General features: G+C 59.8%; 12 protein-coding genes, 1 tRNA gene and 2 pseudogenes. 5 read left to right on the plus strand and 10 right to left on the minus strand.

Going from position 1 to position 13,283, the window contains the following annotated elements; genetic code table 11:
• The 8 genes and pseudogenes from J8C01_RS15615 to J8C01_RS09585 form a co-directional block, all read right to left on the minus strand.
• Positions 1 to 234, minus strand: a pseudogene (locus J8C01_RS15615) (nucleotidyltransferase domain-containing protein); the annotation flags it as partial.
• Positions 235 to 323: 89 nt separating this feature from the next.
• On the minus strand, positions 324 to 3,656 hold the full coding sequence (locus J8C01_RS09555; RefSeq protein ID WP_211431755.1) for a helicase-related protein: 3,333 nt from the start codon (positions 3,654 to 3,656) through the stop codon (positions 324 to 326).
• A gap of 517 nt (positions 3,657 to 4,173) precedes the next feature.
• Entirely contained in the window at positions 4,174 to 4,518 is a 345-nt protein-coding gene (locus J8C01_RS09560) for a HepT-like ribonuclease domain-containing protein (RefSeq protein WP_211431756.1), read from the minus strand.
• Positions 4,515 to 4,808: a nucleotidyltransferase family protein gene (locus tag J8C01_RS09565; RefSeq protein ID WP_211431757.1), complete on the minus strand. Its 294-nt coding sequence runs from the start codon at positions 4,806 to 4,808 to the stop codon at positions 4,515 to 4,517. The genes J8C01_RS09560 and J8C01_RS09565 overlap by 4 nt, the downstream gene beginning before the upstream one ends.
• Positions 4,809 to 4,810: 2 nt before the next feature.
• Positions 4,811 to 5,038, minus strand: a pseudogene (locus J8C01_RS15620) (SNF2-related protein); the annotation flags it as partial.
• A gap of 171 nt (positions 5,039 to 5,209) precedes the next feature.
• Positions 5,210 to 5,512: a HepT-like ribonuclease domain-containing protein gene (locus tag J8C01_RS09575; protein ID WP_249355439.1), complete on the minus strand. Its 303-nt coding sequence runs from the start codon at positions 5,510 to 5,512 to the stop codon at positions 5,210 to 5,212.
• Between the two features lie 38 nt (positions 5,513 to 5,550).
• Positions 5,551 to 5,847, minus strand: a complete 297-nt coding sequence (locus J8C01_RS09580) for a nucleotidyltransferase family protein (protein ID WP_249355440.1) — start codon at positions 5,845 to 5,847, stop codon at positions 5,551 to 5,553.
• Positions 5,848 to 6,162: 315 nt separating this feature from the next.
• Positions 6,163 to 6,236, minus strand: a tRNA-Val gene (locus tag J8C01_RS09585).
• Positions 6,237 to 6,343: 107 nt separating this feature from the next.
• On the opposite strand from J8C01_RS09585, the gene J8C01_RS09590 reads away from it, so the two are divergent.
• Together J8C01_RS09590 and J8C01_RS09595 are read left to right on the plus strand one after the other, a co-directional pair.
• Positions 6,344 to 7,405: a homoserine dehydrogenase gene (locus tag J8C01_RS09590; protein ID WP_211431760.1), complete on the plus strand. Its 1,062-nt coding sequence runs from the start codon at positions 6,344 to 6,346 to the stop codon at positions 7,403 to 7,405.
• Between the two features lie 197 nt (positions 7,406 to 7,602).
• Positions 7,603 to 8,127, plus strand: a complete 525-nt coding sequence (locus J8C01_RS09595; RefSeq protein ID WP_014100428.1) for a TlpA family protein disulfide reductase — start codon at positions 7,603 to 7,605, stop codon at positions 8,125 to 8,127.
• 72 nt (positions 8,128 to 8,199) lie between these two features.
• Here the strand turns inward: J8C01_RS09595 and J8C01_RS09600 are convergent, their stop codons facing one another.
• Complete coding sequence (locus tag J8C01_RS09600; protein WP_041569832.1) at positions 8,200 to 8,742, minus strand: NifU family protein; 543 nt, start codon at positions 8,740 to 8,742, stop codon at positions 8,200 to 8,202.
• A 157-nt stretch (positions 8,743 to 8,899) separates the two neighbouring features.
• Between J8C01_RS09600 and J8C01_RS09605 the strand changes: the two genes are divergently transcribed.
• Together J8C01_RS09605 and J8C01_RS09610 are read left to right on the plus strand one after the other, a co-directional pair.
• Positions 8,900 to 9,508: a thiamine phosphate synthase gene (locus J8C01_RS09605; protein WP_014100430.1), complete on the plus strand. Its 609-nt coding sequence runs from the start codon at positions 8,900 to 8,902 to the stop codon at positions 9,506 to 9,508.
• 56 nt (positions 9,509 to 9,564) lie between these two features.
• Positions 9,565 to 10,200, plus strand: a complete 636-nt coding sequence (locus tag J8C01_RS09610; RefSeq protein ID WP_211431761.1) for a hypothetical protein — start codon at positions 9,565 to 9,567, stop codon at positions 10,198 to 10,200.
• Between the two features lie 96 nt (positions 10,201 to 10,296).
• Here the strand turns inward: J8C01_RS09610 and J8C01_RS09615 are convergent, their stop codons facing one another.
• Complete coding sequence (locus J8C01_RS09615; protein WP_211432716.1) at positions 10,297 to 11,442, minus strand: acyl-CoA dehydrogenase family protein; 1,146 nt, start codon at positions 11,440 to 11,442, stop codon at positions 10,297 to 10,299.
• A 174-nt stretch (positions 11,443 to 11,616) separates the two neighbouring features.
• Between J8C01_RS09615 and J8C01_RS09620 the strand changes: the two genes are divergently transcribed.
• A complete protein-coding gene (locus J8C01_RS09620) occupies positions 11,617 to 13,083 on the plus strand; it encodes a DASS family sodium-coupled anion symporter (protein ID WP_211431762.1) in 1,467 nt (488 codons plus the stop codon).
• Positions 13,084 to 13,283 lie beyond the last annotated feature (200 nt).

The following is a 13,283-nucleotide window of genomic DNA, read 5'->3' on the forward strand; positions in this document are numbered from 1 at the left end:
TCATACCCCGATCTGTTCCCTTCTGACATTGACCATAAAGGGTGACTGACGCGCTTTGTGCTTCTCGGCCGAAACCGGGAAAACAGAAAGAAGAAGCCCATGGCGCAGGCATATTTCTGAAAGAAGCGGACTCAGCCTCGTCATCTCGGCTCCCGGTTTCACCTCCCCCTTGAGAACGATAAGCACATCAATGTCTGAATCTTCGGTGAAATCGCTGCGCGCGTACGAGCCGTAGAGATAGACGCCCCCCCAACCGCTCGCCGTAGAGACTGATCAGCGCGGCTTTGAGTTCCTGCAGGGCCGGGCGCACCGACTGGGGCAGCTCACCGGTCTTCATCGCTTGCCTCCTGCCAGTTTTTCACCACGTACCGCACGATTTCGGCCTGCTCTTCGGGTTGGAGTCGGGCAGCGGGGTTCTGGATGGTGTGGAGCACCGGCCGCGCTGCCGCATGCTCGACAACGTAGAGCCAGTAGTCGTTACCCAGACGCTGCGCCATCAGCCATTCGTTGGGGGTGAGCACGATGGCGCCGGTTGTGGCGCGGGCTTTGACCTCAATGTAGCGCACACTTTCCGCCTGTTTCTCTTCCGTAGGTGGCGTCCTTGAGCGGATGTCATAGCCAAGATTTTGCGTTGAGACATCTTCCGGCACACGCCCGTGCTCCCGTTCGTACGCCATGGCCACCTGCATACCGATGGCTTCAATCTGCGCATCAGACCGCATGGCTCCATTGGCCGCCGGTTGGGGGATAACCCGCGCCACACCCAACACCTTTGGGGTTGAGGGCAGCAGGCTGGTTTCGCGGCGGATGGCTTCTTCAAGCGCCCGTTTACGTCCCTCCAGTTCTTCCCTTCGCCGCTGTTCGTTGAGCACTTCCATGTCGGGAAGGTTGTCGCCCTTTGCGCGGCGGGTCTCGTAGTCAATCAGTTTTGCGTCGGATTCCACAATCATCTGCTCCAGCGAACGCAGCCCGTATTTGCGTTTGATAGCCGCACGGCGCTGACGCTCTTCGAGCAGTTCCGCGCGATAGGATTCCAGGACCTTTTCAATGGCGAAGGCCAAGGCCTCGTTTTCGTCCGGGATGGTCCCTATCTCCGATGGGAGCTGCGCGGGTTTCAAATCCCAGAGAATGGAGGGATGGACAGAGGTCAATGCTCCCTGGATGGGATGGTAGATGACAAAGATGCGCTTTCCGGCTACCTGATTGGCGCCATCGCAGATTTCCCCCTCCAGGAAGAAAAGCCAGCCGTCCATCCGTCCATCTGGGTCAGCAAAGACGGCCCCACGGCGCACATCTTCGGCGCACCCGCTCAGCAGGCGGTCCAGCAGCGCTTCGAGCAGGGGGTGACCGGGCGCAACAAATTCTGCCTCCTGACGACGAGCCGTCTGTTTGTCGAAGGCCAGTTTGCCGTACTCCCGGAAGACCTCGCCGAAACGATCCTTGAATTCCTGTGAGACGTGGCGAATTTCGTAAGGCACGTTGGATGCGCGCCACAGGCCATCGCGGCGGCGTTCGAGGTGGATGTTGAGAAAATGGCAGGCGCGCTCGAAGAAACGTTCGATGTATTCCGGCACCAGGCGGTTTTCACGGGCGCGCCGATCCTCGCCCAGGACACGCTGCAGGTCAATGTGGCGTGTCGCCAGACCTTCCAGGGCAGCTTTTCGGGTTCTGTCCACAGCTTCCTGGTCAGGCAGCGCCTCGATCTCCGCGATGATGGCCTCCAGCGTGCGCCGGCTGGTAATGGCTTCCACGATCAGCTCCTTGAGGCTGCGGCCCGGGATGACTTCGCCGATGACATCGAAAACGCGGTCGCTCCCCAGTGCAGCCTGAACCTGTTCGAGCTTATGGAAGAGCGCCGTCAGCACCTTGCCTTCGCGGGTATCGGCGGCGACCAGGTTGTAGATATGCACCTCTTTCTGCTGGCCGTAGCGGTGAATGCGCCCCATGCGCTGTTCGAGACGGTTAGGATTCCAGGGGATGTCGTAGTTGACCATCAGGGAGCAGAATTGCAGGTTGATGCCCTCTCCGCCCGCCTCGGTGGAGACCATCACCTGTGCCTGCTCACGGAACTCATGCTCGGTGCGGATGCGCGCCTCCAGGTTCAGGCCGCCGTGCAGGGTGACGACGGTATAGCCCCAGTCGGTGAGCTTCTCCTTCAGGTATTCCAGCGTCTCCCGCGATTCGGTGAAAATCAGAAGTTTCTCGCCCGTGCGCCGGATGTGCTCGGCTTCCATGACGTTCCGCAGCTCGTTGAGCTTGGTTTCTATCTCGTGCCGTTCAGCCTCGCGGGCCAGGCGAATGAGATCGGCAAGGGTAGCGATTTCAGTTTGCAATTCCTCGCGGGTTTCGGCGGCGGTGAGTCGTTCCAGCAGCTCTTCTTCGTGCCTGAGGCGCTCGGCTTCGGGAACATCTTCCAGCATGTCCTCATCCACCGTGCCGCGTTCGGCGAGCCAACTGCCCAGCCGGAGAAGTTCTTCCAGCCGCTCCCGGCGGCGTTCAAGCGAGCGGCGCACGGCCCGAACGCTGGAGGCCAATCGTCGCTGCAGGATCAGCAGGGCAAAGGCCACGTTCCGCTTATCCGCAACCAGGGCTTTGTTGTAAGACTTCTCCACATATTCGGTGACGGCGTTGTAGAGGCGTTTTTCCTGGTCGTTGAGCTGATAAGTCTTTGTGGCCACCCGGCGCGGCGGGAAGAGGAGTCGCCCCTCAAAGTCTTTCAGGTCTTCCTTCAGGCGGCGCAGGAAGAGCGGATTGTCAGCGTTCTGCACCGCTTCGCGGAGCTGCTCGGGATTGGCGAAGAACCCGGGCTGGAGAAGCTCCAGAAAAAGGTGAAAGTTCTCCGGGTCGCCGCGATGGGGAGTGGCGGTCAGAAACAGCAAAAAGTTGCTTTTGCGCGAGAGAAGTTCACCCAGGCGATAGCGCCCGGTACGGGTTGTCTTTTCGCCATAGCGGTAGGCGGCCATTTTGTGGGCTTCGTCAACCACCACCAGGTCCCAGTGCGCCTCGCCCAGGCTCGCCAGCACGTCGTCCTGTTTGGCAAAGTCCATCGAGGTGACAATCTGGGCGTTCTCCTGCCAGATGTTGCGGCCCCAGGAGGCATCCATGACGCTGCGGTCAACCACGGTGAAGGTTTCGCCAAAGCGTTCTTTCATCTCCCGCCGCCACTGGTCTTTGAGGTGGCCCGGCACAACAATCAGCGTACGCTGCACCAGCCCGCGATACTTCAGCTCCTTGAGCAGCAGGCCGGTCATGATCGTCTTCCCCGCACCAGGGTCATCGGCCAGCAGAAAGCGGATGCGCGGGTTGGGCAGAATGTAGTGGTAAACAGCCTCGATCTGATGTGGCAGCGGATCGACCTGCGAGACATTGACCGCAAGCAGTGGGTCAAACTGCTGCGCATAACGGATACGGTGCGCTTCCATGGCGAGGAAGAAGGCTTCGCCGCGTCCACCAAAGTCGCGCCCTGTCTCGGTCGTTGCACTTACATGCGCCAGGTCAGACGCACTGAGGATACACGAGTAAGACTGCCTGGTCTTCGTACCAACGGCTTCAATCTTGATATGGCTTCCAAGCTGCTCGTGCGTGAGCAGGCGCACCGGCTCGGGCCAAAAATCCCCTTCAAGTAAGGCACCAACTTTCAGCACAACGTTGCCCATCAGCTCTGTGACTCCTTCAGGGGAATGGTTCGGGTTCGCAGGTCAGGTTTTTGTCTTCAATCTTGCAGCGCACAAAGCACGTCCGAAAGTTGGAGACACGCTGCAAGGCAGGTCAACCTAAATCGCTTGTACTTTGCCCACCAGGCTTGCTCTAAATCAATCTGGCAGACAGATACCTGGCTTGAAAGGGGCAAACACCGATAAAACCTAGCTATCTCAGCGTTGCAGGTGTACCCGTGTTTGCTACGTACGGCATATCTGCTTCCGGCTAAACGGTTCAAATCCTCGCCGGCGAATACAGGCGGCCTGTTGACCAAGACTACGCTTGAGCCAGACGTAGAACCAAGTCAGAGAGGTCAGCGTAGGTTCACGTTGCCGTAGTACAGCGGGTCGGTCAGCACAGCGTTGAAAGAGTTGTCGGGACAGGGAAGTTGCGTCGCTGCCCCCAGTGAACCTGTGGGATGCTCAAAACTTTCATTATGCTCTTCCTTGCTGGCTGAACCTCGTCGAAGAACTCTCACTGCAAGGTCTCTCTGGCTAACCGCTCCAGTACCGGAAGCAAGGGCGGAATATCCTGGGAAACTGTTTTCCAGATAATCTGCAAGTCAACACCGTGATATTCGTGAATGAGTTTATCGCGCATCCCTGCGATTTCCTTCCAGGGAACTTCGGGATACCTGCTCCTGGTATCTTCCGGTATCTTCTTTGCTGCCTCGCCCATGACCTCCAGCGAACGAATCACTGCATTGGCGGTCTTCCGATCATGGATGAATTCTTCGGGCCTCATCCCCTCCACAAACTCCAAAGCCTCTCCGGCCGCGTTCCACATGTCCTCCAGATAGTCCTTCAAGGTTCGGCTCATATTGGCAACGCCTCTTGGAGGATGTACTTGCCGATGTGGGGTTTGAGGGCCTGGCGTGTCACCAGCTCCACCCGCACGCCCAAGAGATCGCTTAGGTACTGCTCCAGTTGAAGGAACCGAAAGAAGCCGGGGGGATCGTCAAACTCCACCAGGATGTCCAAGTCACTTTCTGCCGTCGCCTCTCCCCGCACATGGGAGCCGAAGATGGCAAGCTCCCGAACCCCGTAGCTTTGCGCCAGCTCTCCTTTGTGCTGCCGGAGAATCTGTATAAGCCGCTCAAGATTTTTCATTTACTTTCCTCCCAGATGTTGCGGCCCCAAGAGGCATTTATGACGCTGCGATCAACCACGGTGAAAGTTTCATGAAAGCGTTCTTTCATCTCCCGCCGCCACTGGTCTTCGAGATGGCCCGGCATGACGATCAGCGTGCGTTGTACCAGCCCGCGATACTTCAGCTCTTTGAGCAGCAGGCCCGTCATGATCGTTTTCCCTGCGCTGGGGTCATCGGCCAGCAGAAATTCGGGCTTCTGAAGCAGCTTTGCAGCATCACACGCTTGAGCCGGACGTAGAAAAAGTCCGAGAGGTCGCCATAGAGCAAATTGTCGTAATAGGGTGGGTCGGTCAGCACACATCAAAGAAGTTATCCGGGTATGGAAGAGCAGTAGCAAAGCCTTGCTGAACATGCAGAAATCTCATAGCCCTTGCAATTGTTCTAGAATTTGCTTCAGCCTGGGCTTGAGCCTGGGCAATTCCCTGTGAATCGTTTCCCAGAACAGATCATTCTTGATGCCAAAGTAAAAGTGAATGAGCCGATCCCGGAATCCAGCCATGGCTTTCCAGGGAATGTCGGGGTATTGGTGTTTGATGGGGTCGGGAATATGCTTTGCGGCCTCGCCAATGATTTCAAACTTTCGTATGACGGCGCTGGAGCGCATGTCATCCCGGCAAAAGGTCTCAACGTCTATGCCTTCTGTGAATCGCTCTATGGCCTCCATAGCCTCCAGGATGTCCTTCAGGTAGAGGGTGGGGTTTCTTATAAGTACACGGCCTCTTGCAGAACCCGATCGCGGATTTCTTCCCGGAGAGTGTCCACCGGAACGATATCCACGCGGATGCCCAGCCTTTCTTCAAGGAAGTCGGCCAAGCCGACCAGGTCAAAGAGGGTAGCTCCTGGAGTAAACCTGACCAGCACATCCAGGTCGCTGGTCTCGCGCTGCTCTCCGCGCACATAAGAGCCGAAGATACCCACTATCTCGGCCCGGTAGCGACGCCGCATCTCTTCCGCAACCCCCTCCAACTGACGAAGCAAGCTCTGCACGTCCCCAGCCATCGCTACCCCCTTCCCCCGACGGAATGTTGCCAAGGTGAGCAAGAACCCCAAGCACAACTGCCTCGCGCTTCGCTGAACGGGTTTACCTCTCCGTAATCCCATACCATTGGCAGCGCCTGGCGATCAAAACTGCGCTCAAAAGAGAGCACATCGGAGCGCCATCGTGTCAAAACGCATAGGCAGGATGTGTCCTCTACGTCTCCGCGCGCCGACTGATGACTGATTCTGTCTGGCTTTCAACAGCCCCCCACGTTCCGAGTACAGCTTGGCCCGGTGGGAAGGACTGAATCCACTGGCTGTGCAGGAAAGCTGGAGTGGGCGGTACAGGACTCGAACCTGTGACCCCTCGCGTGTGAAGCGAGTGCTCTACCAACTGAGACTAACCGCCCCCGCAACGAAGGCCCCAGACCCTAACAAACTCTTGCGCCAACGTCAATTCAACCGATACAAACCAGCGCACAGGCACGCCATCCCACCACTGCATACATAACCCTTTATGCAAACACGAACCCTGCGCTGCATCCTGACCGGACTGGGCAACATCGGGCGTACCTTTCTGGAAATGCTCCCCAGCCGCACCGCGCTCCTGCGCGAACGCTACGGACTGACCCTTCAGTTCGTCGCCGTGGCCGATACTTCAGGCTGCCTCGTCAGTGAACAGGGGCTGGACCCCGCCGCCATTGTGGAAGCCAAACGCCGCCGCCAGGGCGTCGTCACACTGGCCGGCGGCAACCTCCACGTCACGGACATGCTGACTGCCGTCCGGCAACTGCCCGCCGACCTGCTACTGGAAGCCACCCCAACCGACATCCAGACCGGACAGCCGGGACTCGACCTCGTGCGCGCGGCCCTCCAACGCGGGATGCACGTCGTCATGGCAAGCAAAGGCGCGCTCGTCGTCGCCTTCGATGAACTGGCCCGACTTAGCGACTGGTCCGGCAACCGCCGTGCGCCACGGCTGCGTTTCAGCGGTGCAGTGGCCGGAGCGCTCCCCAGTGTCAACGTTGGCTGGCGCGACCTGGCCGGCGGCGAAATCACCACACTTGAAGCCGTCCTCAACGGCACAACCCAGGTCATGCTGACCATGATGGGGGAAGGAAAAACCTACGCCGAAGCCTTGGCGGAAGCGCAGCGCATCGGCATTGCCGAACCCGATCCGACCCTCGATGTCGAGGGCTGGGATGCCGCCAACAAGCTGCTCATTCTGGCCAATGCCGTCCTGCGCCAACCCACGCGCCTTTCCGACATTGCTGTGGAAGGCATCACGCACATCACCCCGGATGACATCCGGCAGGCCCGGCATAACGGCGGCAATCTCATTCTTCTGGCCCGGGCCGAACGCGGAGCCGATGGCCGCTATGCCCTGAGCGTCCGCCCAACGGCTGTTCCAGCCCACCACCCGCTGGCGCGTCTGGGTATGCAGGAAGCCGGCATCGTCTATCACAGCGATATTTTCGGACGGACGGCAGCCTTCAGCATGGAAGACGGCCCCCTTGGAACCGCCGCCGCCATGCTGCGCGATATTCTCTCTATCGCACCTGACGTCCTGCCCGAATAATCCCGGTCCAATGCCGTGCAAGGTACGCTTTCCAGCCAAAGCGTATGGCTGCTACCAGGCAACGTTCGCGGATGGCTTCGCTTCGTAAGCTTACGTTCACTGCCCGAACGTCGGCTTTCGCTATGTTTTTGCCGTGGATTCAACCCATTATTCGGGCAAGACAGGATTCCAGACGTAGAGGAGGACTGACTTCCACGATGGTTCGCAAGGCAGCGGCTTGGCTTTTACTGGCAGCACTTCTTAGCTTCATACCGAGCCGGACGGCACACGCTGGCGTTCCTACCGCTGACAACCTCATTGGCGGACAATCCCAGTCCTTTACGCTCACCGACCAGTACAACCGTCCCCGTACAATTGCTTTCCCAACGGACAAACCGCTGGTGCTTATGCTTGGCGACCGTGGCGGTTCGGAACAAATTGAACCCTGGGTGCGGGAACTGTACCAACGCTACGGCGACAGCATCGAGATTCAGGGCATCGCCATCCTGCGCGGCGTGCCGGCGCCGATCCGTCCCATCATTCGGAGCCAACTGCGCAGCCGCGCGCCCAAAAGCGTCCTTCTCGACTGGGGCGGCGCGATTGCCGACATGTACCGTTGCCAAAGCGAAGTCTGTAACGTAGTGGTCATTGACCGCCAGGGGCGCATTTCCACCATCGTACGCGGCGGCGTCTCACCCGAACGTGCCCGGCTGGTCTGCCAGGCCCTTGACCGCATACGCTAACCTCACGGCTTCGCTCCTTGGACATCACCGGCCGGGCGCAACGCGCTGACCGGCAATGACCAAATCCCATCATCAAACAGCGATAACTGTTATCTCCGGGTTGAACTCATCCCGCAGGATGCTCTGAATGCCATACAGCGTGCCGGAAATCGAACTCGGACAACTGCCACATGCTCCCTGGTAACGGACGGCCAGCGTGTTGTCTTTGTAACTGATGACCTCCAGGCCGCCACCATCCCCTGCCAGCCCCGGACGAATCCGGGCGTCCAGAATGTCGTTGATTCGGTCAAGGTCGGGATTTTCCCCCCGCTTGATGTTCGGCGCAGCCGGCGCACTCACACTGACCGGCTCCGCCGCACGGATGGGAATCGCCACCTGACGTAACAACTCATCCCACTCCACTTCATTGTCTTTGGTGATGGTGATGAAGCGGTCCATCATAAAGACGCTCTTTACGTGGGGAATAGCCAGCAACGCCTCGGCCAAAGGATGGGCTGCCGCATCCTGAAGGTTGGAAAAACTAAGCGAAACGCCCGGCGCAGTAATGGGTTCCTTGAGTACGATTTTCCGGGCTGCCGGATTGGGCGTGTACTCAATGTCATAAATCTTTGGCATGGCAACACAGTCCTGAACAACAAGGTCTGACCACTGGGCCAGACAGAACACATCTGCCCGACAACGCGCGTGGTCTCTGCCAGCATCATAAGCAACCCGCCCGCCTTCGGTAGGCCGAATTTCCGTCACGGGCGCATACGTACCTTGCTGATAGTCTATGCAACGCTACCTCATCACTGACCGCCGCCGTCTGTTCCGGGAAGGCGAACCCTACACCGAAGCGATAGCTGTACGGCGCCTCGTGGCGCTGGCCCGCTTCGCCGCCAGGGAAGGCATAGACTACCTTCAGTTGCGGGAAAAGGACTGGCCGGTGCGCCAGCTCACCGAAGTGGCAGCGGCGATGGCCGCCGCTCTGGCTGAAACCCGAACCAGACTGTTGGTCAATGATCGCTTCGATGTCGCCCTGGCTGCCCGGGCCCATGGTGTTCACCTCACCACGCAGTCGCTGCCGGCAAGGGTTGTCCGGCAGTGTGTTCCGTCGGGCTTTCTTATCGCCGTCTCAACCCACAGCCGCTGCGAAATTGCGGAAGCGGAAGGCTTCGCCGACTTTGCCGTGTGCGGCCCCGTTTTTCCGTCGGGAGACAAACCGGTTCTGGGGCTGGAAGCCTTTGCCGAACTGGCACGGACGACTTCCCTGCCGCTCTTCGCACTGGGCGGGATCGGCCCCGACCAGGCAGCACACGTACGGCAGGCCGGCGCTGCCGGCATCGCCGCCATTCGCGCCTTTGCCAATGATTTTCTCGCCAGCTCCAGTCCTGACACTTGACGGGACAACAATTGTGATGACATTTCATCCACATCTCATCCAAGGAGAAAATAACCATGGCATTCCGTCTGTTCAGTTTTGTGGTGTGGTTGGCATTTTCCCTGATGGTGGCGACGCCCGTCGGTGCCCAGGAGGGTGAGCGTACCGGTAGTGCCACGCCCTCACAAACCGGCTCGGTCATGCCCGTGCCGGATATTCTGACCGGCAGTGGTCAGGCAGCCGTGCGCGTCTGGGGGGTGGCACAGACGGCCCAACCCTACGCGGCGGCTTTTCTTGTAACCCACAACCGCACCGGGAAGTACATTTCAACCCTGCAACTCAAATGGCTGCTCTTTGACCTTCAGACGGACAGGCTGCTGGAAGAAGGGCGCGCAACAGCCCGCCGGCTGCCGGTCAGCATCGTTGAATCACTGCAGGAGAAGTCGCGCCTTGAGGACTTTGTCAACCTTCTCGGAACGTCCGACTACGGACTGCCACTTGAGCCTTTCTGCAAGAAGTATCCAGACAGGGAGCTGAAGCTGGTTTTCGTCGTTGAGCAGGCCCAGCTTCTGGGGGGCGAAACCTGGTCACGGGAAATCGTCCCGACGTTTGCCGGCGAATCGGAAGGTGGAGTCAGCCACCCGAAGTATCCGCTCTGTGACACCCAGGGCAAACCTTCGTTTTGCGAAGACTGGTGGGCCATTTTCCCCTGAATGCCAAAAAACGTAGGGGCGGTTGGCCAACCGCCCCTACTCCCACGGCCAACTGTCCCCACGGACACCGGCCCTACGGGCCCGGTCCGGTCCTGGTTACGGCTGCCGCAGTATCTCACGCGCAATGACAAGGCGCTGAATTTCAGATGTTCCCTCGCCAATCGTGCAGAGTTTGGCATCGCGCCAGAACTTCTCGGCCGGATAGTCTTTCGTGTAGCCGTAGCCGCCGTGAATCTGGATGGCTTCTTCCGCCACTTTGACAGCCATTTCTGAAGCGTACAGCTTGGCCATGGCGGATTCTTTCGTCGTACGCCTGCCGGCATCCTTCATTGCCGCCGCTTTCCAGGTCAGCAGGCGGGCGGCCTCAATCTGGGTCGCCATATCGGCCAGCTTCCACTGAATGGCCTGAAACTCGGCAATCGGACGCCCGAAGGCATAGCGTTCCCGGGCATAGCGCAGGGCCGCCTCATACGCCCCCTGAGCAATGCCAACCGACAGGGCAGCAATGGAGATGCGCCCGCCGTCGAGAATCCTGAGCGCATCCACGAAACCTTCGTTTTCCCTGCCGAGCAGGTTTTCGGCCGGCACTTTCATATCCACAAAAGCCAGGCTGGCCGTGTCGGAAGCGCGCATGCCGAGCTTGTTTTCCTTTTTGCCCCGCACAAAGCCCGGCGTGTCCGTCGGGACAATGAAGGCTGAAATCCCATGCGTCCCCTTTGACCGGTCAGTGCTTGCCAACACAACGCACGTGTCGGCATAGCTTGCGTGAGTGATGAAGTTTTTGTTGCCGTTGAGAACAAAATGCCCGTTCTGCCGCACGGCCGTGGTGGATAATCCGGCGGCGTCACTGCCGGAACCGGGTTCGGTCAACGCCCACGCGCCCAGCTTTTCACCACGCGCCAGCGGCGTGACGAACGTCTCCCGCTGCGCTTCTGTGCCGGCCATGAAAATGTGATTCGTCCCTAGCGAGTTGTGGGCAGCAACCCCCAGCGCCACGGACGGGTCCACCCGTGCCAGCTCCTCGATAATGGTGGCATACTCGATGTAACCCAAACCTGCCCCGCCATAAGCTTCAGGGATGATGATGCCCATCAGCCCCATTTCCGCCAGCTTTGGCTGGAGTTCCAAAGGGAACTGCTGCGGCTCATCCCACGCCATCACGTGGGGGGCAATTTCGGCTTCCGCAAATTCCCGAACGGAAAACTTGATCCGGGACTGTTCTTCGGTGAGGTCCAGATGCATAACGCCCATGGTCTGACTCCTTGTTGCCGACGACCGGCGGAAAGAAACGAACACCCAGCCGAAGCCACCCCACACGGCTTCGGCTCTATAAAAAAACCTTATTCAACGATAAGCTAAAACACCATCCAGAACAACCCCGGCCGAGCCGGAAGCAGAAGCGGACACCAGAGGTTCATGACGCAGCCTGCCCCCGATTCCCAACGTCCGGCGCGCTGGTGGCGCTGGCTGGCAACCCTTGGCGTCGGAAGTCTGGCGTGGGCGTTGACTCCGACCGATCTCGCCCCGAACACCCGTCCTCTGGCCGCGGTTTTCGCCGCCGTCATCACGGGACTCATCGTGCAGCCGGCCCCGGGCGGACTCGTTGTGCTGCTGGGCGTGATGGCAGTGGCCGTCACTGGCGCGTTACCGCCCAAGTCGGCGCTGGCCGGTTACGGCGATCCCACGGTCTGGCTCGTGCTGGCGGCGTGTCTGATGGCGCGTGCCATGACGCGCACCGGCTTCGGGCGGCGGCTGGCCTTCTGGTTCATTCGGGCCATGGGCCGCCGGACGCTGGGCCTGGGCTACGCGCTCGTCGCCACGGATGTCACGTTGGCAGCCGTCATTCCATCGAATGGCGCGCGCGCTGGCGGCGTGCTGTTTCCCATCGTCAAGAGCGTCGCTGAAGCGTACGACTCGCACCCCGGACCCACGGCGCGTCGCCTGGGCGCTTTCCTGGTGATGATGGTCTATCAGTGCGAAGTCATTGCCTGCGCCCTGTTCCTGACCGGGCAGGCCTCGAACATCCTCATCGCCCGGCTGGCCAAAACGACCGCCAATGTGGATTTGACCTACGGTGGCTGGTTTGTCGGCGGCAGCGTCCCGGCGCTCATTTCGCTGGCGGTGGTGCCGCTGCTGCTCTACCGCCTGTTTCCGCCGGAGATCACCCACACGCCGGATGCCACCCGCCTGGCACAGGACGAACTGGCACACCTCGGGCCCATGAGCCGCGCCGAATGGATACTCGCCGGCATATTCGTAATCGTCATCGGGTTGTGGCTGGTGCCGACAGTCCCCGTTTTTGCGGCCCTGCTGCGCAGTCTCGGACTCGAAGGCTTGCTCAACTACACCAGCGTGGCGCTGATCGGCGTCGGAACGCTGCTGCTGACCGGCGTCCTCACTTGGGAAGATGTAACCGGCGAAAGCTTCGCCTGGGATGTCTTCCTGTGGTACGGCGGGCTGGTCCGGCTCGCTGAAGCCTTGGGCGAAACCGGGCTGACCGACCGCTTCGCGCAGGTTGTCGCCGGCAGTGCGGCGGGATGGGCGTGGCCGCTGGCCGGACTAATGCTTCTCGCTGCCTACTTCTATGCCCACTATGCCTTCGCCAGCATTACCGCCCACGCCACGGCCATGTATGTGCCGTTCCTGGTGGTTCTGACGGCCGCCGGCACACCGCCGCTCCTGGCCGCTTTCGCACTGGCCTATGCCTCAAACCTGTGCGCCGGACTGACCCACTATGGAACAACGCCCGCCCCCATCTACTTTGCGGCTGGCTATGTCTCGCAGCGTACGTGGTGGCGGCTGGGACTGGTGGCCTCAGTGGTCAATCTGACCATCTGGCTGACCGTGGGACTGCTCTGGTGGCGCTTCCTTGGTTACTGGTGACGGCACGCCGGCTGGAAGGAAAAGTACCAAAACGTACACTTTACATTTTTGGGCTTGAAAAACGACGCGCAACCAACGACAAACAGCATTTTACGCTCCGTCGTCCGGCGGCGCGGCGTGCTTCCCCGACACGCCCGGATTTCTTTCCAAAGGAGATTGTCTCGTGCAGCCCCAACCTGTCCTTCATCCGACCTACGCCG

The sequence above is a fragment of the Chloracidobacterium sp. D genome, assembly GCF_018304685.1.
GTDB classification, from domain to species: domain Bacteria; phylum Acidobacteriota; class Blastocatellia; order Chloracidobacteriales; family Chloracidobacteriaceae; genus Chloracidobacterium; species Chloracidobacterium thermophilum.

Excerpts from the sequence above, each read along its gene's own strand:
- J8C01_RS09555 (WP_211431755.1), bottom strand. The coding sequence starts at position 3,656 with ATGGGCAACGTTGTGCTGAAAGTTGGTGCCTTACTTGAAGGGGATTTT.
- J8C01_RS09580 (WP_249355440.1), bottom strand. The coding sequence starts at position 5,847 with ATGGCTGGGGACGTGCAGAGCTTGCTTCGTCAGTTGGAGGGGGTTGCG.
- J8C01_RS09590 (WP_211431760.1), top strand. The coding sequence starts at position 6,344 with ATGCAAACACGAACCCTGCGCTGCATCCTGACCGGACTGGGCAACATC.
- J8C01_RS09605 (WP_014100430.1), top strand. The coding sequence starts at position 8,900 with ATGCAACGCTACCTCATCACTGACCGCCGCCGTCTGTTCCGGGAAGGC.
- J8C01_RS09600 (WP_041569832.1), bottom strand. The coding sequence starts at position 8,742 with ATGCCAAAGATTTATGACATTGAGTACACGCCCAATCCGGCAGCCCGG.
- J8C01_RS09565 (WP_211431757.1), bottom strand. The coding sequence starts at position 4,808 with ATGAAAAATCTTGAGCGGCTTATACAGATTCTCCGGCAGCACAAAGGA.
- J8C01_RS09595 (WP_014100428.1), top strand. The coding sequence starts at position 7,603 with ATGGTTCGCAAGGCAGCGGCTTGGCTTTTACTGGCAGCACTTCTTAGC.
- J8C01_RS09610 (WP_211431761.1), top strand. The coding sequence starts at position 9,565 with ATGGCATTCCGTCTGTTCAGTTTTGTGGTGTGGTTGGCATTTTCCCTG.
- J8C01_RS09575 (WP_249355439.1), bottom strand. The coding sequence starts at position 5,512 with ATGGAGGCCATAGAGCGATTCACAGAAGGCATAGACGTTGAGACCTTT.
- J8C01_RS09615 (WP_211432716.1), bottom strand. The coding sequence starts at position 11,442 with ATGCATCTGGACCTCACCGAAGAACAGTCCCGGATCAAGTTTTCCGTT.
- J8C01_RS09560 (WP_211431756.1), bottom strand. The coding sequence starts at position 4,518 with ATGAGCCGAACCTTGAAGGACTATCTGGAGGACATGTGGAACGCGGCC.
- J8C01_RS09620 (WP_211431762.1), top strand. The coding sequence starts at position 11,617 with ATGACGCAGCCTGCCCCCGATTCCCAACGTCCGGCGCGCTGGTGGCGC.